Source organism: Paraburkholderia sp. BR10882 (assembly GCF_040948855.1).
Lineage (GTDB): Bacteria > Pseudomonadota > Gammaproteobacteria > Burkholderiales > Burkholderiaceae > Paraburkholderia > Paraburkholderia nodosa_A.
In genome coordinates this window covers 63,334-83,323 of the sequence record NZ_JBFPKP010000023.1, presented here as the reverse complement: position 1 = coordinate 83,323, position 19,990 = coordinate 63,334, and the positions used below count along the sequence as shown (strand labels likewise).

The window sequence follows — 19,990 nt, the reverse complement described above, 5'->3', positions numbered from 1 at the left end:
ACTTGACGTCTTTTCGCGCGTTTGCGCAAAAAATCGGTGTGTCCCCTTCGAGCCTTTACCTCGAAAACATGCCGGTACTTTGTAAATTAGCCCCGACCAATCGCAGTCGGGAATGGAGAAAACGATGAGCCTTGGACTCGTAGGTCGCAAGGTTGGCATGACCCGTATCTTCACGGCCGAAGGGGATTCGATTCCCGTGACCGTGCTGGACGTGTCCGACAACCGCGTGACGCAGATCAAGACTGTTGAAACCGACGGCTACACGGCCGTGCAGGTTGCTTTCGGTACTCGCCGCGCATCGCGCGTGACGAAGCCGCTCGCAGGTCATCTCGCCAAAGCTGGCGTTCAAGCCGGTGAAATCCTCAAGGAATTCCAGATCGACGCCGCTAAGGCCGCCGAACTGTCCGCTGGCGCCGTGATCGGTGTGGAACTCTTCGAAGAAGGCCAGAAGATCGACGTGCAAGGCACCTCGATCGGTAAGGGCTACGCCGGTACCATCAAGCGTTACAACTTCGCTTCGGGTCGTGCTTCGCACGGTAACTCGCGCTCGCACAATGTGCCGGGCTCGATCGGTATGGCGCAGGATCCGGGTCGCGTGTTCCCGGGTAAGCGCATGACCGGTCACATGGGTGACGAAACCGTGACGGTGCAAAACCTCGAAATCGCCCGTATCGACGCAGAGCGCAAGCTGCTGCTGGTCAAGGGTGCCGTGCCGGGTGCAAAGGGCGGCAAGGTTTTCGTGACGCCCGCCGTCAAGGCGCGCGCCAAGAAAGGAGCGCAATAATGGAACTGAAGCTCCTGAACGCTAATGGTCAGGAAGGCGCAGCTGTTAACGCGTCGGACGTCGTGTTCGGCCGTGACTACAACGAAGCGCTGATCCACCAGATCGTTATCGCCTACCAGGCGAACGCGCGCAGCGGCAACCGCGCGCAGAAGGACCGCGAACAGGTCAAGCACACCACCAAGAAGCCGTGGCGTCAGAAGGGTACGGGCCGCGCTCGTGCCGGTATGTCGTCGAGCCCGCTGTGGCGTGGCGGTGGTCGCATCTTCCCGAATTCGCCGGAAGAAAACTTCTCGCACAAGGTCAACAAGAAGATGCATCGCGCAGGTCTCTGCTCGATCTTCTCGCAGCTGGCCCGCGAAGGCCGCATCTCGGTCGTCGAAGAGCTCTCGCTCGAAGCGCCGAAGACGAAGTTGCTGGCCGAAAAGTTCAAGGCCATGGGTCTCGAATCCGTGCTGGTCATCACCGACACGGTCGACGAGAACCTGTATCTCGCGTCGCGCAACCTGCCCCACGTGGCAGTCGTTGAGCCGCGTTTTGCCGACCCGCTCTCGCTGATCTACTTCAAGAAGATCCTGATCACGAAGGCAGCGGTCGCCCAGATCGAGGAGTTGCTGTCATGAGCGAGATTCGCAAGAACGATCATCGTTTGATGCAGGTCCTGCTCGCACCGGTGATCTCCGAAAAGGCGACGCTGGTTGCGGAGAAGAACGAACAAGTCGTCTTCGAAGTCGCGCCGGACGCGAACAAGCAGGAAGTCAAGGCTGCTGTCGAGCTGCTGTTCAAGGTGGAAGTCGAGTCCGTCAACGTGCTGGTCCAGAAGGGCAAAGCCAAGCGCTTTGGCCGCTTCAACGGCAAGCGCAAGGACGTGAAGAAGGCGTATGTCTGCCTGAAGCCCGGCCAGGAAATCAACTTTGAAGCGGAGGCCAAGTAATCATGGCAATCGTGAAAGTTAAGCCGACCTCGCCGGGTCGCCGCGCGATGGTCAAGATCGTCAACAAGGACCTCCATAAGGGCGCGCCGTTCGCGGCACTGCTCGAAAAGAAGTCCTCGACGGCCGGCCGTAACAACAACGGTCGCATCACGACGCGTCACCAGGGTGGCGGTCACAAGCAGCACTACCGTGTGATCGATTTCCGTCGTACGAAGGATGGCATCCCCGCGAAGGTGGAGCGTCTCGAGTATGACCCGAACCGTAGCGCGAACATTGCGCTGGTTCTTTACGCAGACGGCGAGCGCCGCTACATCATCGCGCCGAAGGGCGTGACGGTTGGCACGCAGCTGATGTCGGGTTCGGAAGCGCCGATCCGCGCAGGCAACACGCTGCCGATCCGCAACATTCCGGTCGGTACGACGATCCACTGCATCGAAATGCTGCCGGGCAAGGGCGCGCAAATGGCGCGTTCGGCTGGCACGTCGGCAATGCTGCTGGCACGTGAAGGCGTCTACGCGCAGGTTCGTCTGCGTTCGGGCGAAATCCGCCGCGTGCACGTTGAATGCCGCGCAACGATCGGTGAAGTCGGCAACGAAGAGCACAGCCTCCGTCAAATCGGTAAGGCTGGCGCGAACCGCTGGCGCGGTATCCGCCCGACGGTCCGTGGCGTTGCAATGAACCCGGTCGACCACCCGCACGGTGGTGGCGAAGGCAAGACTGCGGCTGGTCGCGACCCGGTGAGCCCGTGGGGCACGCCGACGAAGGGCTATCGCACCCGCAGCAACAAGCGCACGACGAGCATGATCGTCCAGCGCCGTCACAAGCGTTAAGGAGTAGGCAATGGCACGTTCTATTAAGAAAGGTCCGTTCTGCGACGCCCATTTGCTGAAGAAGGTTGAGGCGGCTGCAGCTACGCGCGACAAGAAACCGATCAAGACCTGGTCGCGTCGTTCGACGATCCTGCCGGACTTCATCGGTCTGACGATTGCCGTGCACAACGGCCGTCAACACGTTCCGGTGTATGTCACGGAAAACATGGTCGGCCACAAGCTTGGCGAGTTCGCATTGACCCGTACGTTCAAGGGTCACGCGGCCGACAAGAAGGCCAAGAAATAAGGGGCAATCAAGATGGAAGTGAAGGCAATTCATCGCGGTGCCCGCATCTCGGCGCAGAAGACGCGCCTTGTGGCTGACCAGATCCGCGGTCTGCCGGTCGACAAGGCACTGAACGTTCTGACGTTCTCGCCGAAGAAAGCGGCTGGCATCGTGAAAAAGGTTGTGCTCTCGGCGATCGCAAACGCGGAACACAACGAAGGTGCTGACATCGACGAGCTCAAGATCAAGAGCATTTACGTCGACAAGGCAGCTTCGCTGAAGCGTTTCACCGCGCGCGCCAAGGGCCGCGGCAACCGCATCGAGAAGCAATCCTGTCACATCACTGTGACGGTCGGGAATTAAGGAGCCATACGATGGGACAGAAAATTCATCCGACTGGCTTCCGTTTGGCCGTCAGCCGCAATTGGGCTTCGCGTTGGTACGCGAACAACAACAATTTCGCGGCGATGTTGAAGGAAGACATCGGTGTTCGTGAATACCTGAAGAAGAAGCTGAAGAACGCTTCGGTGGGCCGTGTTGTGATCGAGCGTCCGGCAAAGAATGCTCGCATCACGATTTACAGCTCGCGTCCGGGTGTGGTGATCGGCAAGAAGGGCGAGGACATCGAACTCCTCAAGGCCGAACTCCAGAAGCGCATGGGCGTTCCGGTTCACGTGAACATCGAAGAAATCCGCAAGCCGGAAACCGATGCTCAACTGATCGCCGATTCGATCACGCAGCAGCTCGAGCGCCGCATCATGTTCCGTCGCGCAATGAAGCGCGCGATGCAGAACGCGATGCGTCTGGGTGCCCAGGGCATCAAGATCATGAGCGCCGGCCGTCTGAACGGTATCGAAATCGCACGTACCGAGTGGTACCGCGAAGGTCGAGTGCCGCTTCACACGCTGCGTGCTGACATCGACTACGCAACCTCGGAAGCGAAGACGACGTACGGCATCATCGGCGTGAAGGTTTGGGTCTACAAGGGCGACACGCTCGGCCGCAACGACGCACCGGTGGTGGAAGAAGTCGCCGAAGAAAAGCGTCCGCGCCGCAACGCGCGTCCGGGCGATCGTCGTCCGCGCCGTGATGGCGAAGGCGCACCGGGTGCCCGTCGTGGCGCACCGCGCCGTGGCGCCGGCGGTGACGGCAAGAGTGGAGAATAACGATGCTGCAACCGAAACGCAGGAAGTATCGCAAAGAGCAGAAGGGTCGTAACACCGGCGTCGCAACGCGCGGCAACGCAGTTTCGTTCGGTGAATACGGTCTGAAGGCTATCGGTCGTGGTCGCCTGACCGCGCGTCAGATTGAAGCAGCGCGTCGTGCAATGACGCGTCACATCAAGCGTGGCGGCCGCATCTGGATCCGTATCTTCCCGGACAAGCCGATCTCGCAAAAGCCGGCGGAAGTGCGTATGGGTAACGGTAAGGGTAACCCTGAGTACTACGTCGCCGAGATTCAGCCGGGCAAGATGCTGTATGAAATGGATGGTGTGTCCGAAGAACTGGCCCGTGAAGCCTTCCGTCTGGCTGCAGCCAAGCTGCCGCTGAAGACGGTCTTCATGGTTCGCCAGCTCGGCGCCTAAGGAGTGATTGATGAAGGCATCTGAACTTCTTCAGAAAGACAAGGCCGCGCTCGACAAAGAGCTGTCGGACCTCTTGAAGGCGCAATTCGGCCTGCGCATGCAACTCGCGACCCAGCAGCTCACCAACACGAGCCAGCTGAAGAAGGTTCGTCGCGACATCGCACGTGTGCGGACCGTCCTGACTCAGAAGGCGAACCAGAAATGAACGAAAGCGTGAAAACCTCGCTTAAGCGGACGCTGGTCGGCAAAGTCGTCAGCAACAAGATGGACAAGACGGTCACCGTCCTGGTCGAGCGCCGCGTCAAGCACCCGATCTACGGCAAGTACGTTGTGCAGTCGAAGAAGTACCACGCGCACGACGAAGCGAACACGTACAACGAGGGTGACCTCGTTGAAATCCAGGAGACCCGTCCTCTCTCGAAGACGAAGGCCTGGACCGTGTCGAAGCTGATCGAAGCAGCACGCGTCATCTAAAAGTGACGCAACACCCCGGGGAGCCATTTCCCGGGGTGTAGAAGTAATTGAAATCGCTGAAGATTTCGCTTGCTAGACCAAGATTATCGAGTTATAGTCTTGGTCTTCCCTGCTTATGGGTTTGCTGTTGGCAAAGCAGCAGGCGGATGTAGGTGGGGAAGCAGATTCGGGCGCCAGTCCGGGTTAGCAAGATTCACCGGAATGCGATGGCCGGTTTCGTTTGCCGTCGCTGCTGTTCTTACCCAAGCAGCTGAGCGGTCGTTCTAGTGGCGGCGCGGCTGACGGGACCAAGACTGACCGGATGTGCCATGGTGGCGCGACCGGATTAAGTTGGGAAAGATAAACCATGATCCAGACCGAAACTCGGCTTGAAGTAGCCGACAACACGGGTGCACGCGAAGTTCTGTGCATCAAGGTGCTCGGCGGCTCGAAGCGTCGTTATGCCAGCATTGGCGACATCATCAAGGTGAGCGTCAAGGAAGCAACGCCGCGCGGGCGCGTGAAAAAGGGCGAAATCTACAACGCTGTTGTGGTTCGCACTGCGAAGGGCGTGCGCCGTCAAGACGGCTCGCTGATCAAGTTCGATGGCAACGCCGCCGTGCTTTTGAATACCAAGCTTGAGCCGATCGGCACCCGTATCTTCGGGCCGGTTACGCGTGAGCTGCGTAGCGAACGATTCATGAAGATCGTTTCGCTGGCGCCGGAAGTGCTGTAAGGAGCCGCGATGAACAAGATTCGCAAGGGTGACGAAGTTATCGTCGTTACCGGCAAAGACAAGGGCAAGCGCGGCGTCGTGCTGGCCATCGGCGAAGAGCGCGTCACTGTCGAAGGCATCAACATCGCGAAGAAGCATGTGAAGCCGAACCCCATGAAGGGTACGACGGGTGGCGTGGAAGCCAAGGCAATGCCGCTGGCTATCTCGAACGTCGCACTGGTCGACGCGAACGGTAAGCCGTCGCGCGTGGGCATCAAGGTCGAAGGGGACAAGAAGGTTCGTTTCCTGAAGACGACCGGTGCTGTTCTGAGCGCCTGACGCTGCGGAGTAAAAAATGGCACGTTTGCAAGAATTTTATAAAGAGAAGGTCGTTCCTGGCCTGATCGAGAAGTTCGGTTACAAGTCGGTCATGGAAGTGCCGCGCCTCACCAAGATCACCCTGAACATGGGTGTTGGTGAAGCCGTCGCTGACAAGAAGGTCCTCGAGCACGCCGTTGGCGACCTCACGAAGATCGCCGGCCAGAAGCCCGTCATCACGAAGTCGCGCAAGGCAATCGCCGGCTTCAAGATTCGCGAAGGCTACCCGATCGGCACGATGGTTACGCTGCGTGGCAATGCCATGTACGAATTCCTGGATCGTTTCGTGACGGTTGCGCTGCCCCGCGTGCGCGACTTCCGTGGCGTGTCGGGCAAGGCATTCGACGGCCGTGGTAACTACAACATCGGTGTGAAAGAGCAGATCATTTTCCCCGAAATCGACTACGACAAGATCGACGCGCTGCGTGGGCTGAACATCAGCATCACGACGACCGCGAAGACCGACGAAGAAGCAAAGGCACTGCTCGCCGGCTTCAAGTTCCCGTTCAGAAACTGAGGTTACCGTGGCTAAACTGGCACTGATCGAACGTGAAAAGAAGCGCGCTCGTCTGGCAGCGAAATTCGCGCCGAAGCGCGCAGCGCTGAAGGCGATCATCGACGACCAAAGCAAGTCGGAAGAAGAGCGCTATTCGGCTCGCCTGGAACTGCAACAACTGCCCCGCAACTCGAACCCGACTCGCAAGCGTAACCGCTGCGCACTCACGGGTCGTCCGCGTGGCACGTTCCGCAAATTCGGTCTCGCACGTAACAAGATTCGTGAAATCGCGTTCCGTGGTGAGATCCCTGGCATCACCAAGGCGAGCTGGTAATAGGAGAAACATAAATGAGCATGAGTGATCCTATCGCCGATATGCTGACTCGCATCCGCAATGCGCAGATGGTCGAGAAGGTTTCGGTTGCTATGCCCTCGTCGAAAGTGAAGATTGCGATTGCGCAGGTTCTGAAGGACGAAGGTTATATCGACGACTTCGCGGTGAAGACCGAAGGTGCGAAGTCGGAATTGAACATCGCGTTGAAGTACTACGCTGGCCGTCCCGTTATCGAGCGCATCGAACGCGTCTCGAAGCCGGGTCTGCGCGTGTACCGCGGCCGCAACGAAATCCCCCAGGTCATGAACGGCCTTGGTGTGGCGATCGTTTCGACGCCGAAGGGTGTGATGACGGACCGCAAGGCGCGCGCTACTGGCGTCGGCGGCGAAGTTATCTGCTACGTCGCTTAAGGCCTAAGGAGAAGAAACATGTCTCGAGTAGGTAAGAGCCCGATCGCGCTGCAAGGCGCAGAAGCGACGCTCAGCGACGAGAAGATTACCGTCAAGGGCCCGCTGGGTACGATTTCGCAAGCTGCGAACCGCCTCGTGAAGGTGGTGAACGACAACGGTACGCTCAAGTTCGAGCCGACCGACGAAAGCCGCGAAGCCAATGCGATGTCGGGCACGATGCGCGCGATTGTCGCGAACATGGTGCAAGGCGTGACGAAGGGTTTCGAGCGCAAGCTGACGCTGGTTGGCGTTGGTTATCGTGCTCAAGCGCAAGGCGACAAGCTGAACCTGTCGCTGGGTTTCTCGCACCCGGTGGTGCACCAGATGCCGCAAGGCGTGAAGGCTGAAACCCCGTCGCAAACGGAAATCGTGATCAAGGGGATCGACAAGCAACAAGTTGGCCAGGTCGCTGCGGAAGTCCGCGGCTACCGCCCGCCGGAGCCCTATAAGGGCAAGGGTGTGCGCTACGCCAACGAGGTTGTGATCCTCAAAGAAACGAAGAAGAAGTAAGGGTGCGCAATCATGGATAAGACTCAATCTCGCCTGCGCCGCGCTCGTCAGACGCGTCTCAAGATCGCTGAGCTGCAGGTCGCGCGTCTGGCCGTGCATCGCACGAACACGCACATCTATGCGCAAGTGTTCTCGCCCTGCGGCACCAAGGTGCTGGCCAGCGCGTCGACGCTTGAAGCTGAAGTGCGTGCGCAACTGGCTGACCAGTCGGGCAAGGGCGGCAACGTCGCTGCAGCCTCGCTGATCGGCAAGCGTATTGCAGAAAAGGCTAAGGCCGCCGGCATCGAATCCGTCGCCTTTGACCGCTCGGGTTTCCGCTATCACGGCCGCGTCAAGGCGCTGGCTGATGCTGCGCGCGAAGCCGGGCTCAAGTTCTAAGGAAGGAATTCGTCATGGCAAAGATGCAAGCGAAAGTTCAGGCTGACGAACGCGACGACGGCCTCCGCGAAAAAATGATTTCGGTCAATCGCGTGACCAAGGTTGTGAAGGGCGGCCGTATTCTCGGCTTCGCCGCTCTGACCGTGGTTGGCGATGGTGATGGCCGCGTCGGTATGGGCAAGGGCAAGTCGAAGGAAGTGCCCGTCGCTGTCCAGAAGGCGATGGAACAAGCTCGCCGCAACATGTTCAAGGTGCCCCTGAAGAACGGCACCCTGCAACACGAAGTGCACGGCAAGCATGGCGCATCGGTCGTCCTCCTCGCTCCGGCGAAGGCAGGTACGGGCGTGATCGCCGGCGGCCCGATGCGCGCAGTGTTCGACGTGATGGGCGTGCAGAACGTCGTGGCCAAGAGCCACGGTTCGACGAACCCGTACAACCTCGTTCGCGCCACGCTGGACGGTCTGCGCAAGCAGTCGACCCCGGCTGACATCGCGGCGAAGCGCGGCAAGTCCGTCGAAGACATTCTGGGCTAAGGGTGGGTACCATGTCTGAAAAAACTGTCAAGGTTCAGCTCGTCAAGAGCCTGATTGGGACCCGCGAAACGCACCGTGCCACTGTGCGCGGTCTCGGCCTGCGCCGCCTGAACTCGGTCTCCGAGCTGCAGGACACGCCGGCTGTGCGCGGCATGATCAACAAGGTCTCGTACCTCGTTAAGGTCATCGGCTAAGCGGTCGACCAAAGACTCCAGGAGTTGAAAATGGAATTGAATAACCTGAAGCCGGCAGAAGGCGCGAAGCACGCAAAGCGTCGCGTCGGCCGCGGCATCGGCTCCGGCCTCGGCAAGACCGCTGGCCGTGGTCACAAGGGTCAGAAATCGCGTTCGGGCGGCTTCCACAAGGTCGGCTTCGAAGGCGGTCAGATGCCTCTGCAGCGTCGTCTGCCCAAGCGTGGCTTCACCTCGCTGACGAAGGAATTCGTTGGTGAAGTGCGCCTCGCCGACATCGAGAAGCTGCCGGTCGACGAAATCGATCTGTTGGCTCTCAAGCAGGCAGGCCTCGTGGGCGAACTGACCAGGAGCGCGAAGATCATCGCTACCGGCGAGATCAAGCGTAAGGTCGTCGTGAAGGGTCTGGGTGCGACGAAGAATGCGCGTGCTGCGATTGAAGCAGCAGGCGGTTCTTTTGCCGAGTGATTGTGAGTGGTGCGTGCGGGCTTGCCCGCCGTCACTAGCATCTGCATCGGAGAAGCTACTTGGCTAACAGCCCGAGTCTCGCAAAAACCGGTCGCAGCGCTCCGAAGTTCGGCGACCTGCGCCGGCGTGCAGTGTTCCTGCTGCTGGCGTTGGTCGTTTATCGTATCGGCGCGCATATTCCGGTTCCGGGTATCGATCCGGACCAACTGGCGAAGCTCTTTCAGAGCCAGTCGGGCGGCATCCTTGGCATGTTCAACATGTTCTCGGGTGGCGCACTGTCTCGGTTCACGATCTTCGCGCTGGGTGTGATGCCGTATATTTCGGCGTCGATCATCCTGCAGCTGATGGCGATCGTCTCGCCGCAGCTGGAAGCGCTGAAGAAGGAAGGGCAGGCTGGACAACGCAAGATCACGCAGTACACGCGGATCTTCACGGTGGTGCTGGCGACGTTTCAGGCGTTCGGCATCGCGGTCGCGCTGGAAAACCAGCCTGGCCTCGTGATCGATCCGGGCATGGTGTTCCGCTTGACGACGGTCGTGACGCTCGTAACGGGCACGATGTTCCTGATGTGGCTTGGTGAGCAGATCACGGAACGCGGGCTTGGCAACGGTATCTCGATCATCATCTTCGGCGGGATCGCGGCAGGCTTCCCGAATGCGCTCGGTGGGCTTTTCGAACTGGTTCGCACCGGCTCGATGAGCATCATCTCGGCGATCATCGTGGTCGTTCTGATCGCAGCCGTGACTTACCTGGTGGTGTTCATCGAACGCGGCCAGCGCAAGATCCTCGTGAACTATGCGAAGCGCCAGGTCGGTAACAAGATTTACGGCGGGCAGTCGTCCCACCTGCCGCTCAAGCTGAACATGTCGGGTGTGATTCCGCCGATCTTCGCGTCGTCGATCATCCTGTTCCCGGCAACCATCCTGAACTGGTTCAGTTCGGGTTCGCGAACCGGCTGGTTTGCGGACACGCTGCACAACGTGGCCGAAGCCCTCAAGCCTGGCCAGCCCGTGTACGTGTTGCTGTACGCGTTGGCGATCGTGTTCTTCTGCTTCTTCTACACCGCACTGGTGTTCAACAGCAGGGAAACGGCCGACAACCTGAAAAAGAGTGGCGCGTTCGTACCTGGCATCCGTCCGGGCGATCAGACGGCACGCTATATCGACCGCATCCTCACGCGTCTGACGCTGGCCGGTGCGATCTATATCGTGTTTGTTTGCCTGCTGCCGGAGTTTCTGGTGCTGCGCTGGAATGTGCCGTTTTATTTTGGTGGAACGTCGCTGCTGATCATTGTCGTCGTCACAATGGACTTCATGGCGCAGGTGCAGTCGTACGTGATGTCGCAACAATATGAATCGCTGCTCAAGAAGGCTAACTTCAAGGGCGGCGGCGTCCCGATGCGTTAAAAGGACCTATGGCCAAAGACGATGTAATCCAGATGCAAGGCGAGGTTATCGAAAACCTCCCCAACGCAACCTTCCGGGTGAAGCTGGAAAACGGCCATGTCGTTCTGGGACATATTTCCGGAAAAATGCGGATGCACTACATCCGCATTCTCCCGGGCGACAAGGTGACGGTTGAGTTGACGCCTTACGATCTGTCGCGTGCGCGGATCGTGTTCCGGGCGAAGTGATTTAGGAAAAAGGGTAATATCATGAAAGTGATGGCATCGGTAAAGCGCATTTGCCGCAACTGCAAAATCATCAAGCGCAACGGCGTCGTTCGCGTGATCTGCAGCTCGGACCCGCGCCACAAGCAGCGCCAAGGCTGATTAGCGCGCTTGCGCTTTTTGTTTGAGGAAAAACAATGGCTCGTATTGCAGGGGTTAACATCCCGAACCACCAGCACACCGAAATCGGCCTGACGGCAATTTTTGGTGTTGGCCGCACGCGTTCGCGCAACATCTGCGTGGCCGCCGGTGTGCCGTTCAACAAGAAGGTCAAGGACCTGAACGACGCGGATCTGGAAAAGCTGCGTGAGGAAGTGGGCAAGTTTGTCGTCGAAGGCGATCTCCGCCGTGAAGTGACGATGAACATCAAGCGCCTGATGGACCTCGGCTGCTACCGCGGCGTGCGCCATCGCAAGGGCCTGCCCCTGCGTGGCCAGCGTACGCGTACCAACGCACGTACGCGTAAGGGTCCGCGCCGCGCAGCACAGTCGCTGAAGAAGTAAGCGGAACTGAAAGTTACAGGAAAACGTAATGGCTAAGGCTTCGAACAACTCCGCGGCGCAACGCGTTCGCAAGAAGGTTAAGAAGAACGTCGCCGAGGGCGTGGTTCACGTTCACGCGTCGTTCAACAACACGATCATCACGATCACCGACCGTCAAGGCAACGCGCTTGCCTGGGCAACGTCGGGCGGTCAGGGCTTCAAGGGTTCGCGTAAGTCGACGCCCTTCGCAGCTCAGGTCGCAGCTGAATCGGCTGGCCGTGTTGCAATGGAATACGGCGTCAAGAACCTCGAAGTGCGTATCAAGGGCCCCGGCCCGGGTCGCGAATCGGCGGTGCGCGCGCTGCATGGTCTTGGCATCAAGATCACCGCGATCTCCGACGTTACGCCGGTCCCGCACAACGGCTGCCGTCCGCCGAAGCGCCGCCGTATCTAAGGCGTCGCTTTAGCCGAACGCCTGAGCCGCCGGAAACGGCGACCCAGGCTCTCGGCGTTATTGAATTGACTAAGCCCACCGTTCGGTTCAAAGAGCCGGACTAGCGCGAAGGCCGGCGTTTAGCCCTCGCGTGATCAATTATCGAAGGAAAGCAACGTGGCACGTTATATCGGCCCGAAGGCCAAGCTGTCCCGCCGTGAAGGCACCGACCTCTTTCTGAAGAGCGCACGCCGCTCGCTCGCCGACAAGTGCAAGCTCGACAGCAAGCCGGGTCAGCACGGCCGCACCTCGGGCGCACGTACGTCCGACTACGGCACGCAGCTTCGCGAAAAGCAGAAAGTGAAGCGTATCTACGGCGTGCTCGAGCGCCAGTTCCGCCGCTACTTCGCGGAAGCTGACCGTATCAAGGGCAACACCGGCGAAAACCTGCTGCAACTGCTCGAATCGCGTCTCGACAACGTCGTGTACCGCATGGGCTTCGCTTCGACCCGCGCTGAAGCGCGTCAGCTCGTGAGCCACAAGGCTCTCACGGTGAACGGCGTCGTTTCGAACATCCCGTCGATGCAAGTGAAGGCAGGCGACGTCGTCGCGATTCGCGAAAAGGCGAAGAAGCAGGCGCGTATCGTCGAAGCCCTCTCGCTCGCAGAGCAAGGCGGCATGGCAGGTTGGGTGTCGGTCGACGCGAAGAAGTTCGAAGGCACGTTCAAGAGCATGCCTGAGCGCAGCGACATCGCTGGCGACATCAACGAAAGCCTGATCGTCGAATTGTATTCGCGGTAATCGGATTGACGGCCGGGGTAACCTCTGTGCTTCGCGCAGGAGGCGGCCTCGGCCGTTTTTTTCAGGTTGTTGCCATCTCAGCCTTATCGGTGTAACGAGCCGAGGGTATTGAAAAGGAAAACCTATGCAAACCAGTTTGTTGAAACCCAAGATCATCGCTGTGGAATCGCTCGGCGACAACCACGCGAAAGTGGTCATGGAGCCGTTCGAACGCGGTTATGGCCACACCTTGGGTAACGCGCTCCGGCGCGTGCTGCTGTCGTCGATGGTGGGCTACGCGCCGACCGAAGTGACGATCGCAGGCGTCGTGCACGAATACTCGACGCTCGATGGTGTGCAAGAGGATGTGGTCAACCTGCTGCTGAACCTGAAGGGTGTCGTTTTCAAGCTGCATAACCGTGACGAAGTGACGGTTACGCTGCGCAAGGAAGGCGAAGGCGTTGTCACCGCTGGCGACATCGAACTCTCGCACGACTGCGAAGTGATCAACCCCGATCACGTGGTTGCGCATCTGACGAAGGGCGGCAAGCTCGACGTGCAGATCAAGATCGAAAAGGGCCGTGGCTACGTGCCGGGCAACGTGCGCCGTTACGGCGAAGAGTCGGCCAAGATCATTGGCCGCATCGTGCTGGACGCGTCGTTCTCGCCGGTTCGCCGCGTGAGCTACGCCGTGGAAAGCGCGCGTGTCGAGCAGCGTACCGACCTCGACAAGCTCGTGATGAACATCGAAACCAACGGCGTGATCTCGCCTGAGGAAGCGATCCGCCAGTCGGCCCGCATCCTCGTGGATCAGCTGTCGGTGTTCGCGGCTCTGGAAGGCACAGAAACGGCCGCGGAAGCGCCTTCGCGCGCCCCGCAGATCGACCCGATCCTGCTGCGTCCGGTGGACGATCTCGAACTCACGGTTCGCTCGGCGAACTGCCTGAAGGCCGAGAACATCTACTACATCGGCGATCTGATCCAGCGCACCGAGAACGAGCTGCTCAAGACCCCGAACCTGGGTCGCAAGTCGCTCAACGAGATCAAGGAAGTGCTCGCTTCGCGCGGTCTCACGCTCGGCATGAAGCTCGAAAACTGGCCGCCGGCTGGTCTCGACAAGTAAGAAGTCTGGCACGGACGCGGATTTTCCTTTAAAATCCGCGTCTTGCCTTTTTCACGTACCGGCCCGTGCCCTGGTAGTTGCAGGGCGATAGAAGAGCTGGACCAAAACTTTGTTTCAAGGAAATTGAAATGCGTCACCGTCATGGTCTGCGGAAACTGAACCGCACGAGCAGCCACCGTCTGGCAATGCTCCGTAACATGTCCAACTCGCTCATCGAGCACGAAGTCATCAAGACGACGCTGCCGAAGGCGAAGGAACTCCGTAAGGTTGTCGAGCCCCTCATCACGCTGGGCAAGAAGCCGTCGCTCGCAAACCGTCGTCTGGCGTTCAACCGCCTGCGCGATCGTGACTCGGTCACGAAGCTGTTCGACGTGCTCGGTCCGCGTTTCGCGAACCGTCCGGGCGGCTACCTGCGTATCCTGAAGTTCGGTTTCCGTGTTGGCGACAACGCACCGATGGCACTGGTCGAACTGCTCGACCGTCCGGAAGTCGCGGAAGAGAACGTCCAGGAAGCGGAATAAGCTTTCCGTCGCTCGATCCCCGGATTGAGCGGCATGCGAAAAAGCCAGGCCTAGCCTGGCTTTTTTGTTTTCCGGCGTGGATGAAAGCGCGCCGTACCGTGTTTGCCGGTTGCAGTCCCCTTTTGCCACACGGTGCACGAGAGAAGCCGATCGGCGCCGATGGTACGATTACGTTCTGCCCCGAAGCCCGTTTGCCGTCGCACGCGGGCACCACGCCGGAGTTCGTCGTGACCCTCAATGTGACCCTGATGCTGACTACGGTGCCCGATGAGGGCACCGCCGAAACGCTCGCTGCCGGAGCGCTCGCGCAGCGTCTCGCCGCGTGCGTGACGCGCCTGGGCGCCGTGCACTCGCAGTATCACTGGCAGGGCAGCATCGAGTCGGGCAACGAGATCCAGCTGCTCTTCAAGACGAGTCTCGCCCGCGCGGCCGAGCTCGAACAGTTCATCCAGACCCAGCATCCCTACGAGACGCCCGAGATTCTCTCGTGGCAAGCCATGGCGTCGAACGCCTACGGGCAATGGGTCAATGCCGAGACTCAGCGCACCCTACATGTCTAACCGCTTCGATCGGCGCTTGCGCGCCGCGCCGTACGCTACGCTGTCCGGCTTTCTCCTGCTCGTCTGCGCTCTGCTGCCAATGCTGCTCGGTGCGTCGCTCGCGCGTGCGGCCGACGACGACTTCCTGCCGCCCGACCAGGCCTTCACGTTCAGTGCGAGCGAAGCGCCGGGCATGGTCGACGTGCACTTCAAGATCGCCGACGGCTACTACATGTACCGCGAGCGCTTCGCCTTCGCAGTCCGCAACGGCACGGCGCAATTGGGCGAGGCGCAAATCCCGCCCGGCCACGTCAAGTTCGATCCGACCTTCCAGAAGAATGTCGAAACCTATCGCAGCGAGCTGACGATCCGCGTGCCGGTGCAGAAGGCGAGCGGTCCGTTCGATCTTGCGGTGACATCGCAGGGCTGCGCCGATGCTGGCATCTGTTATCCGCCCGCGGAACACGTGTTCCACGTGAGCGGCGCCGCTTTGCAGGACGCGACGGCTGGCCAGAGCGCCGTGCCGGGCGCAGCGAACCCGACGCCCGCGCCTCAGCCGCAAACCACCGCAGTACCCGCAGCAGGTGACACCGAAGAACCCTGGTACGAGCGCGCCACGAGCGCCGACTACGCGCAATCGCTGTTGCAAGGCGGCGGCTTTTTCGCCGTGGTCGGCCTGTACTTCGTAGCCGGCATGGTGCTGAGCCTCTTGCCCTGCTCGTACCCGATGATCCCGATCCTGTCGGCGATCATCGTCGGTGAGGGCGAGCGCGTCACGCGCTCGCGCGGCTTCGCGCTCTCGTTCGTCTACGTGCTCGGCATGGCGCTCGTCTACACGGTGCTGGGCATTGCCGCTGCGCTGGTCGGGCAGAGCCTTGGCGCATGGCTGCAGAACCCGTGGGTGCTGGGCGTGTTCGCAGTGCTCCTCACCGCATTCGCCGTCATGCTGATCGCGGGCTACGACATCGCCCTGCCGCAGCGCTGGCAGGACGGCGCCTCGCGCGCCACCCAGGGCCGTTCCGGCGGCAAATTCGCCGCGGTCGCCGTGATGGGCGCGCTTTCCGCGCTCGTGGTGGGCGCCTGCATGACCGCGCCGCTCTTCGCGGTGCTGGCGTTCATCGCGCACACGGGCAACGCCGTGCTCGGCGGCGCGGCGCTCTTTGCGATGGGCCTGGGTCTCGGCGTCCCCCTGATGATCCTCGGCCTCGGCGCGGGCTCGCTGCTGCCGCGTGCGGGCACGTGGATGGATGGCGTGAAGGTGTTCTTCGGCGTCGTGCTGCTCGCGGCCGCGCTCTGGATCGTCTGGCCGGTGCTTGGCGCCACCGCGCAGATGCTGCTCGCTGCCCTCTGGCTGCTGCTCGCGGCCGCCGCGCTTGGCCTCTTCACGCCGAACGCGGGTGCGGCCAATGTGTGGCGGCGCCTCGGGCGTGGCCTCGGCGCTGCGTTCGCGATCTGGGCGGCGACGCTGATCGTCGGTCTTGCGGCGGGTTCGACGGATCCGCTGCGTCCGCTCGCGGTGCTGGCCGCGCGCGTGGGCGGCGCGAGCGATGTTGCCGCTGCAGGCGCGGCGCAGTCCGGCGGCGCCAACGAAGCGAACGCGCTGGTGTTCGCGCCCGTGCGCTCGCCCGCGCAACTCGATGCGGCGCTCAAGACCGCGGGCAAGCCGTCGATGCTCGACTTCTACGCCGACTGGTGCGTGAGCTGCAAGGAAATGGAGAAGTTCACCTTCAGCGACCCGCGCGTGCAGGCGCGCCTCGCGGAGCTGGGCCTGTTGCGCGCCGATGTGACCGCCAACAATTCGGACGACCAGGCACTGCTCAAGCGCTTCGGCCTCTTCGGACCGCCGGGCATCATCTTCTTCGATACGCAAGGGCGCGAAGTGCTGCGCGTGGTCGGCTACGAAAATGCCGACCGGTTCCTCGCGCGTCTCGATCGCGTGACGGCGCCGGCGCCGCAGACGCCGGCAGCGCCATCGGCCTGATCGGCGGCAAGGCGCGCGCGTGAGAACGCGCCTCGGCCCAAAAGCAAAAAGGCACGTCCATGGACGTGCCTTTTTTCATGCGACGCGTGCAGTGCTTACTTCTGTGCGCGCAGCAAACGCGCGGCGTCTAGCGCGAAATACGTGAGGATGCCGTCGGCGCCCGCGCGCTTGAACGCGAGCAGCGATTCCATCATCACCTTGTCGTGATCGAGCCAGCCGTTTTGCGCGGCGGCCTTGAGCATGGCGTACTCGCCGCTCACCTGGTACACGTAGGTCGGAAAGCGGAATTCGTCCTTCACGCGGCGCACGATGTCGAGATACGGCATGCCGGGCTTCACCATCACCATATCGGCGCCTTCCTCGATGTCGAGGCGCACTTCGCGCAGCGCCTCGTCGGAGTTCGACGGGTCCATCTGGTAGGTCATCTTGTTGCCCTTGCCCAGATTCGACGCCGAGCCCACGGCATCGCGGAACGGACCATAGAACGCCGAGGCGTATTTGGCCGAGTACGCCATGATGCGCGTGTGGATGTGGTTCTCGCTTTCGAGCATCTCGCGGATCGCACCAATGCGCCCGTCCATCATGTCCGAAGGCGCGACGATATCGACACCGGCTTGCGCCTGCGCGCGCGCCTGCGCGACGAGGATCTCGATGGTCTCGTCGTTGATGACGTAGCCGTTCTCGTCGAGCACGCCGTCCTGGCCGTGGCTCGTGTACGGGTCGAGCGCGACGTCGCAAAGCACGCCGAGGTCGGGGAAACGCTTCTTCAGTTCTCGCACGGCGCGCGGAATCACGCCGTCGGGGTTCGTCGCCTCGATGCCATCGGGCGTCTTGAGCGCCGGATCGACAACGGGGAAGAGCGAAAGCACCGGAATGCCGAGTTCGACGCACTGCTCGGCGACGCCCATCAGCAGATCGATCGACACGCGTTCGACGCCGGGCATCGACGGCACGGCTTCGCGCACGTTGTTGCCCGCGATGACGAATACGGGGTAGATCAGGTCGTTCGTGGTGAGGAGGTTTTCGCGCATCAGACGGCGCGAGAAATCGTCACGTCGCATGCGGCGCGGACGATGATGCGGATAGAAGCTCATGTCGGCGGATATCTTGAAACGGGATGGGTCCCGGGGCGCAGGAAACTTTTCGGGACAATGGTATATCATACCGATCGAGCGAGGCGCCTGGCGCCGAGCTCCCCGCTTCTCCTCCCTGAGCGGGTGCCTGTCGTTTTTCGATAAGGCTGTTTAACCCGCCGGAAATCACGGCGGGTTTTTTTATGTGCGCCGAAAGGGCGCGTGGCAAGGCCCCGCGGCGCAAGCCGGAACGGGCGCTTGTGCCAGCGTTTGGCGTGGTCTGTATGCGGTAGCGCACATAACGCGGAAAATGCCGCGCCGGCCTTGCGAAAAGATATGATGAAAGCGCATGAAAAGCCCGACAGTGTGGGCTTTCAGACGACTGAGGGCCTGCCCGAAGCGACTGGCCCGAGGTGCGCTATTCCGCTTGCGTGTCGGTTTCGCCGACAGCTTCCCGCGGCACAATCCAGCTCTCGATTACGGCATGCGCCTCGTCGAGCCCCACGCGCTTGAGCGCCGAAAAAAGCTGGGCGCTCAGCTTCCCTTCGTAGCCTTGCTTGCTGTACTCGTCGAACGCCTTGTTCGTCGTGCGCAGCGCGAGCAGGCTTTCTTGGCGCGTCAATTTGTCGCACTTTGTGAGGAGTGCGTGGATCGGCTTGCCCGTCGGTGCAAACCACTCGATCATGCGGCGGTCGAGGTCGGTGAGCGGGCGGCGGGCATCCATCATCAGAATGAGGCCCGAGAGCTGCGCGCGCGTTTGCAGATACAGCGAGAGAAGTTGCTCCCAGTGCGCCTTCGCGGCGGCCGGCACCTCGGCATAGCCGTAGCCGGGCAGGTCGACGAGATAGCCCGCGGGTTCGTCGGCGGGGCCGACCGAGAAGTAGTTGATGTGCTGGGTGCGGCCCGGCGTCTTCGAGGCGAAGGCGAGCCGCTTCTGGTTGCACAGCAGATTGATGGCGGTGGACTTGCCGGCGTTCGAACGGCCGGCGAACGCGACCTCGGGCCGCGCCGTAGCGGGCAGGTCGCGCAGATGATTCACCGTCGTGAAGAAGCGGGCTTGGTGCAGCAGGAAGGCCATCGGAAAAGGACCACAATGTGAGACAACGCGGCGGTTGGCCCGCCGGGCCCGGACGCGCCCGGGATGGATTCTGGGATATCGGGGGCAGGCCCGACTGGCGCCGTGGCGCCTTGCGCGCTATTGTACAATGCGATGGTTTACTGAATACCAGCAAGGCCAGCGCGGGCCTTTCGAGGTAGATCGGTCGCTGTCGTACATTGCAGAACCTGATTCCCACAAGACGAAACAAGGTGCGCGAATGAATCGACTGGGCAAGTGCTTGAAGGTGTTCGAGAGTGCGATAGCGTCAGGTCTTACAGCAGGTTTATTCATGATGGCGGGGCAGGCAAGCGCGGCGGATCAGGGAACGCCGGCCAAGCCCGACGTCGCCCGGGGGCAAGCCATTGCGGCGCAGGTCTGCGCGGCCTGTCACGCGGCCGACGGCAACAGCTCCGGCGGCGCGTATCCCAAGCTCGCCGGGCAGCACGCCGACTATCTCGTCAAGCAACTCAAGGACTTCAAACCGCAGCCCGGCGGCAAGCCGGCGGCGCGCGCAAACCCCATCATGGCCGGCTTCGCTGCCGCGCTGTCAGACCAGGATATGATCAACGTCGCAGCCTGGTTCGCCTCCCAGACACCCAAGCCCGGCTACGCGCACGACGCGAAGACCGTGCCGTTTGGCCAGTCGATCTGGCGCGGCGGCATTGCCGACAAGGGCGTGCCAGCCTGTGCAGCGTGCCACGGACCCACGGGACAGGGAATTCCGATCCAGTTTCCGCGCCTTTCTGGCCAGTGGTCGGAATATGTCGTTGCACAACTCAATGCTTTCCAGCAGGGCACGCGTAACAATAACGATCCGATGCGAACCATCGCGCACCGGCTCTCGGACGACGAGATCAAGGCCGTCGCCGATTACGCCGCCGGCCTGCATTGAGCGCAGCAGGTTCGCCGCGCGTGTGATCAGCAGTCTCACGGCGCGGCTGGCCGGAAAACAAGAAAAGGGTGAGGGCGTCGTCACGCTGACGGCGCGCC

33 protein-coding genes are annotated in these 19,990 nt (G+C 61.2%); 31 read left to right on the top strand and 2 right to left on the bottom strand.

Features of this window, described 5'->3' with window-relative positions; genetic code table 11:
* The first annotated feature begins 124 nt into the window (after positions 1-124).
* From rplC to dsbD, 30 genes are all read left to right on the top strand, one after another.
* Positions 125-784 carry a 50S ribosomal protein L3 gene (rplC, locus tag AB3X99_RS35390; RefSeq protein ID WP_052406167.1) on the top strand — a complete coding sequence of 220 codons (660 nt, stop codon included), beginning with the start codon at positions 125-127 and terminating at the stop codon, positions 782-784.
* Positions 784-1,404: a 50S ribosomal protein L4 gene (gene rplD, locus AB3X99_RS35385; protein ID WP_028206512.1), complete on the top strand. Its 621-nt coding sequence runs from the start codon at positions 784-786 to the stop codon at positions 1,402-1,404. The genes rplC and rplD overlap by 1 nt, the downstream gene beginning before the upstream one ends.
* Complete coding sequence (rplW, locus tag AB3X99_RS35380; protein WP_028206513.1) at positions 1,401-1,715, top strand: 50S ribosomal protein L23; 315 nt, start codon at positions 1,401-1,403, stop codon at positions 1,713-1,715. Before rplD ends, rplW begins: the two co-directional genes overlap by 4 nt.
* Positions 1,716-1,717: 2 nt before the next feature.
* Complete coding sequence (gene rplB, locus AB3X99_RS35375; RefSeq protein WP_069268211.1) at positions 1,718-2,545, top strand: 50S ribosomal protein L2; 828 nt, start codon at positions 1,718-1,720, stop codon at positions 2,543-2,545.
* 10 nt (positions 2,546-2,555) lie between these two features.
* Positions 2,556-2,831, top strand: a complete 276-nt coding sequence (gene rpsS, locus AB3X99_RS35370) for a 30S ribosomal protein S19 (RefSeq protein WP_027797286.1) — start codon at positions 2,556-2,558, stop codon at positions 2,829-2,831.
* Positions 2,832-2,843: 12 nt separating this feature from the next.
* A complete protein-coding gene (gene rplV / locus AB3X99_RS35365; protein ID WP_004199272.1) occupies positions 2,844-3,173 on the top strand; it encodes a 50S ribosomal protein L22 in 330 nt (109 codons plus the stop codon).
* 11 nt (positions 3,174-3,184) lie between these two features.
* Complete coding sequence (gene rpsC, locus AB3X99_RS35360; protein ID WP_027797287.1) at positions 3,185-3,976, top strand: 30S ribosomal protein S3; 792 nt, start codon at positions 3,185-3,187, stop codon at positions 3,974-3,976.
* 2 nt (positions 3,977-3,978) lie between these two features.
* Complete coding sequence (gene rplP, locus AB3X99_RS35355) at positions 3,979-4,395, top strand: 50S ribosomal protein L16 (protein WP_027797288.1); 417 nt, start codon at positions 3,979-3,981, stop codon at positions 4,393-4,395.
* A 10-nt stretch (positions 4,396-4,405) separates the two neighbouring features.
* A complete protein-coding gene (gene rpmC / locus AB3X99_RS35350) occupies positions 4,406-4,600 on the top strand; it encodes a 50S ribosomal protein L29 (protein ID WP_028206515.1) in 195 nt (64 codons plus the stop codon).
* Positions 4,597-4,869, top strand: a complete 273-nt coding sequence (gene rpsQ / locus AB3X99_RS35345) for a 30S ribosomal protein S17 (RefSeq protein ID WP_028206516.1) — start codon at positions 4,597-4,599, stop codon at positions 4,867-4,869. Before rpmC ends, rpsQ begins: the two co-directional genes overlap by 4 nt.
* 346 nt (positions 4,870-5,215) lie before the next feature.
* Positions 5,216-5,584 carry a 50S ribosomal protein L14 gene (rplN, locus tag AB3X99_RS35340; protein ID WP_028206517.1) on the top strand — a complete coding sequence of 123 codons (369 nt, stop codon included), beginning with the start codon at positions 5,216-5,218 and terminating at the stop codon, positions 5,582-5,584.
* Positions 5,585-5,593: 9 nt separating this feature from the next.
* A complete protein-coding gene (gene rplX / locus AB3X99_RS35335; protein WP_069268212.1) occupies positions 5,594-5,902 on the top strand; it encodes a 50S ribosomal protein L24 in 309 nt (102 codons plus the stop codon).
* 16 nt (positions 5,903-5,918) lie between these two features.
* A complete protein-coding gene (gene rplE / locus AB3X99_RS35330) occupies positions 5,919-6,458 on the top strand; it encodes a 50S ribosomal protein L5 (protein WP_069268213.1) in 540 nt (179 codons plus the stop codon).
* A 7-nt stretch (positions 6,459-6,465) separates the two neighbouring features.
* Positions 6,466-6,771: a 30S ribosomal protein S14 gene (gene rpsN, locus AB3X99_RS35325; protein ID WP_069268214.1), complete on the top strand. Its 306-nt coding sequence runs from the start codon at positions 6,466-6,468 to the stop codon at positions 6,769-6,771.
* A 14-nt stretch (positions 6,772-6,785) separates the two neighbouring features.
* Entirely contained in the window at positions 6,786-7,181 is a 396-nt protein-coding gene (rpsH, locus tag AB3X99_RS35320; protein ID WP_069268215.1) for a 30S ribosomal protein S8, read from the top strand.
* Between the two features lie 18 nt (positions 7,182-7,199).
* Complete coding sequence (gene rplF, locus AB3X99_RS35315; RefSeq protein WP_069268216.1) at positions 7,200-7,730, top strand: 50S ribosomal protein L6; 531 nt, start codon at positions 7,200-7,202, stop codon at positions 7,728-7,730.
* Between the two features lie 12 nt (positions 7,731-7,742).
* Positions 7,743-8,108, top strand: a complete 366-nt coding sequence (rplR, locus tag AB3X99_RS35310; RefSeq protein ID WP_027819343.1) for a 50S ribosomal protein L18 — start codon at positions 7,743-7,745, stop codon at positions 8,106-8,108.
* 14 nt (positions 8,109-8,122) lie between these two features.
* Positions 8,123-8,641: a 30S ribosomal protein S5 gene (gene rpsE / locus AB3X99_RS35305; RefSeq protein ID WP_028206522.1), complete on the top strand. Its 519-nt coding sequence runs from the start codon at positions 8,123-8,125 to the stop codon at positions 8,639-8,641.
* Positions 8,642-8,652: 11 nt separating this feature from the next.
* On the top strand, positions 8,653-8,835 hold the full coding sequence (rpmD, locus tag AB3X99_RS35300; RefSeq protein ID WP_010106952.1) for a 50S ribosomal protein L30: 183 nt from the start codon (positions 8,653-8,655) through the stop codon (positions 8,833-8,835).
* A 30-nt stretch (positions 8,836-8,865) separates the two neighbouring features.
* Entirely contained in the window at positions 8,866-9,300 is a 435-nt protein-coding gene (rplO, locus tag AB3X99_RS35295) for a 50S ribosomal protein L15 (RefSeq protein WP_028206523.1), read from the top strand.
* Between the two features lie 59 nt (positions 9,301-9,359).
* Positions 9,360-10,706: a preprotein translocase subunit SecY gene (gene secY, locus AB3X99_RS35290; protein WP_028206524.1), complete on the top strand. Its 1,347-nt coding sequence runs from the start codon at positions 9,360-9,362 to the stop codon at positions 10,704-10,706.
* Between the two features lie 8 nt (positions 10,707-10,714).
* Positions 10,715-10,933, top strand: coding sequence for a translation initiation factor IF-1 (gene infA / locus AB3X99_RS35285; protein WP_004521905.1), 219 nt, complete (start codon positions 10,715-10,717; stop codon positions 10,931-10,933).
* Between the two features lie 21 nt (positions 10,934-10,954).
* A complete protein-coding gene (gene rpmJ / locus AB3X99_RS35280; protein WP_027819338.1) occupies positions 10,955-11,071 on the top strand; it encodes a 50S ribosomal protein L36 in 117 nt (38 codons plus the stop codon).
* Between the two features lie 35 nt (positions 11,072-11,106).
* Entirely contained in the window at positions 11,107-11,472 is a 366-nt protein-coding gene (gene rpsM / locus AB3X99_RS35275; protein ID WP_028213337.1) for a 30S ribosomal protein S13, read from the top strand.
* 28 nt (positions 11,473-11,500) lie between these two features.
* Positions 11,501-11,905 carry a 30S ribosomal protein S11 gene (rpsK, locus tag AB3X99_RS35270; protein WP_006052224.1) on the top strand — a complete coding sequence of 135 codons (405 nt, stop codon included), beginning with the start codon at positions 11,501-11,503 and terminating at the stop codon, positions 11,903-11,905.
* Between the two features lie 156 nt (positions 11,906-12,061).
* Positions 12,062-12,685 (top strand): 30S ribosomal protein S4, encoded by a 624-nt coding sequence (gene rpsD / locus AB3X99_RS35265; protein ID WP_069268217.1) that lies wholly within the window; start codon positions 12,062-12,064, stop codon positions 12,683-12,685.
* 124 nt (positions 12,686-12,809) lie between these two features.
* Positions 12,810-13,787: a DNA-directed RNA polymerase subunit alpha gene (gene rpoA / locus AB3X99_RS35260; RefSeq protein WP_069268218.1), complete on the top strand. Its 978-nt coding sequence runs from the start codon at positions 12,810-12,812 to the stop codon at positions 13,785-13,787.
* 128 nt (positions 13,788-13,915) lie between these two features.
* Complete coding sequence (gene rplQ, locus AB3X99_RS35255; RefSeq protein WP_027797304.1) at positions 13,916-14,308, top strand: 50S ribosomal protein L17; 393 nt, start codon at positions 13,916-13,918, stop codon at positions 14,306-14,308.
* A 248-nt stretch (positions 14,309-14,556) separates the two neighbouring features.
* Positions 14,557-14,868 carry a divalent-cation tolerance protein CutA gene (gene cutA, locus AB3X99_RS35250; RefSeq protein ID WP_368619610.1) on the top strand — a complete coding sequence of 104 codons (312 nt, stop codon included), beginning with the start codon at positions 14,557-14,559 and terminating at the stop codon, positions 14,866-14,868.
* Positions 14,861-16,828 (top strand): protein-disulfide reductase DsbD, encoded by a 1,968-nt coding sequence (gene dsbD, locus AB3X99_RS35245; protein WP_368619608.1) that lies wholly within the window; start codon positions 14,861-14,863, stop codon positions 16,826-16,828. Before cutA ends, dsbD begins: the two co-directional genes overlap by 8 nt.
* 95 nt (positions 16,829-16,923) lie before the next feature.
* Here dsbD and hemB read toward each other — a convergent pair whose 3' ends face one another.
* Positions 16,924-17,922, bottom strand: coding sequence for a porphobilinogen synthase (gene hemB / locus AB3X99_RS35240; RefSeq protein ID WP_069268220.1), 999 nt, complete (start codon positions 17,920-17,922; stop codon positions 16,924-16,926).
* 397 nt (positions 17,923-18,319) lie between these two features.
* Entirely contained in the window at positions 18,320-18,979 is a 660-nt protein-coding gene (gene yihA / locus AB3X99_RS35235; RefSeq protein WP_069268221.1) for a ribosome biogenesis GTP-binding protein YihA/YsxC, read from the bottom strand.
* A gap of 238 nt (positions 18,980-19,217) precedes the next feature.
* Between yihA and AB3X99_RS35230 the strand changes: the two genes are divergently transcribed.
* Complete coding sequence (locus tag AB3X99_RS35230; protein ID WP_069268222.1) at positions 19,218-19,892, top strand: cytochrome c; 675 nt, start codon at positions 19,218-19,220, stop codon at positions 19,890-19,892.
* Positions 19,893-19,990: the final 98 nt, after the last annotated feature.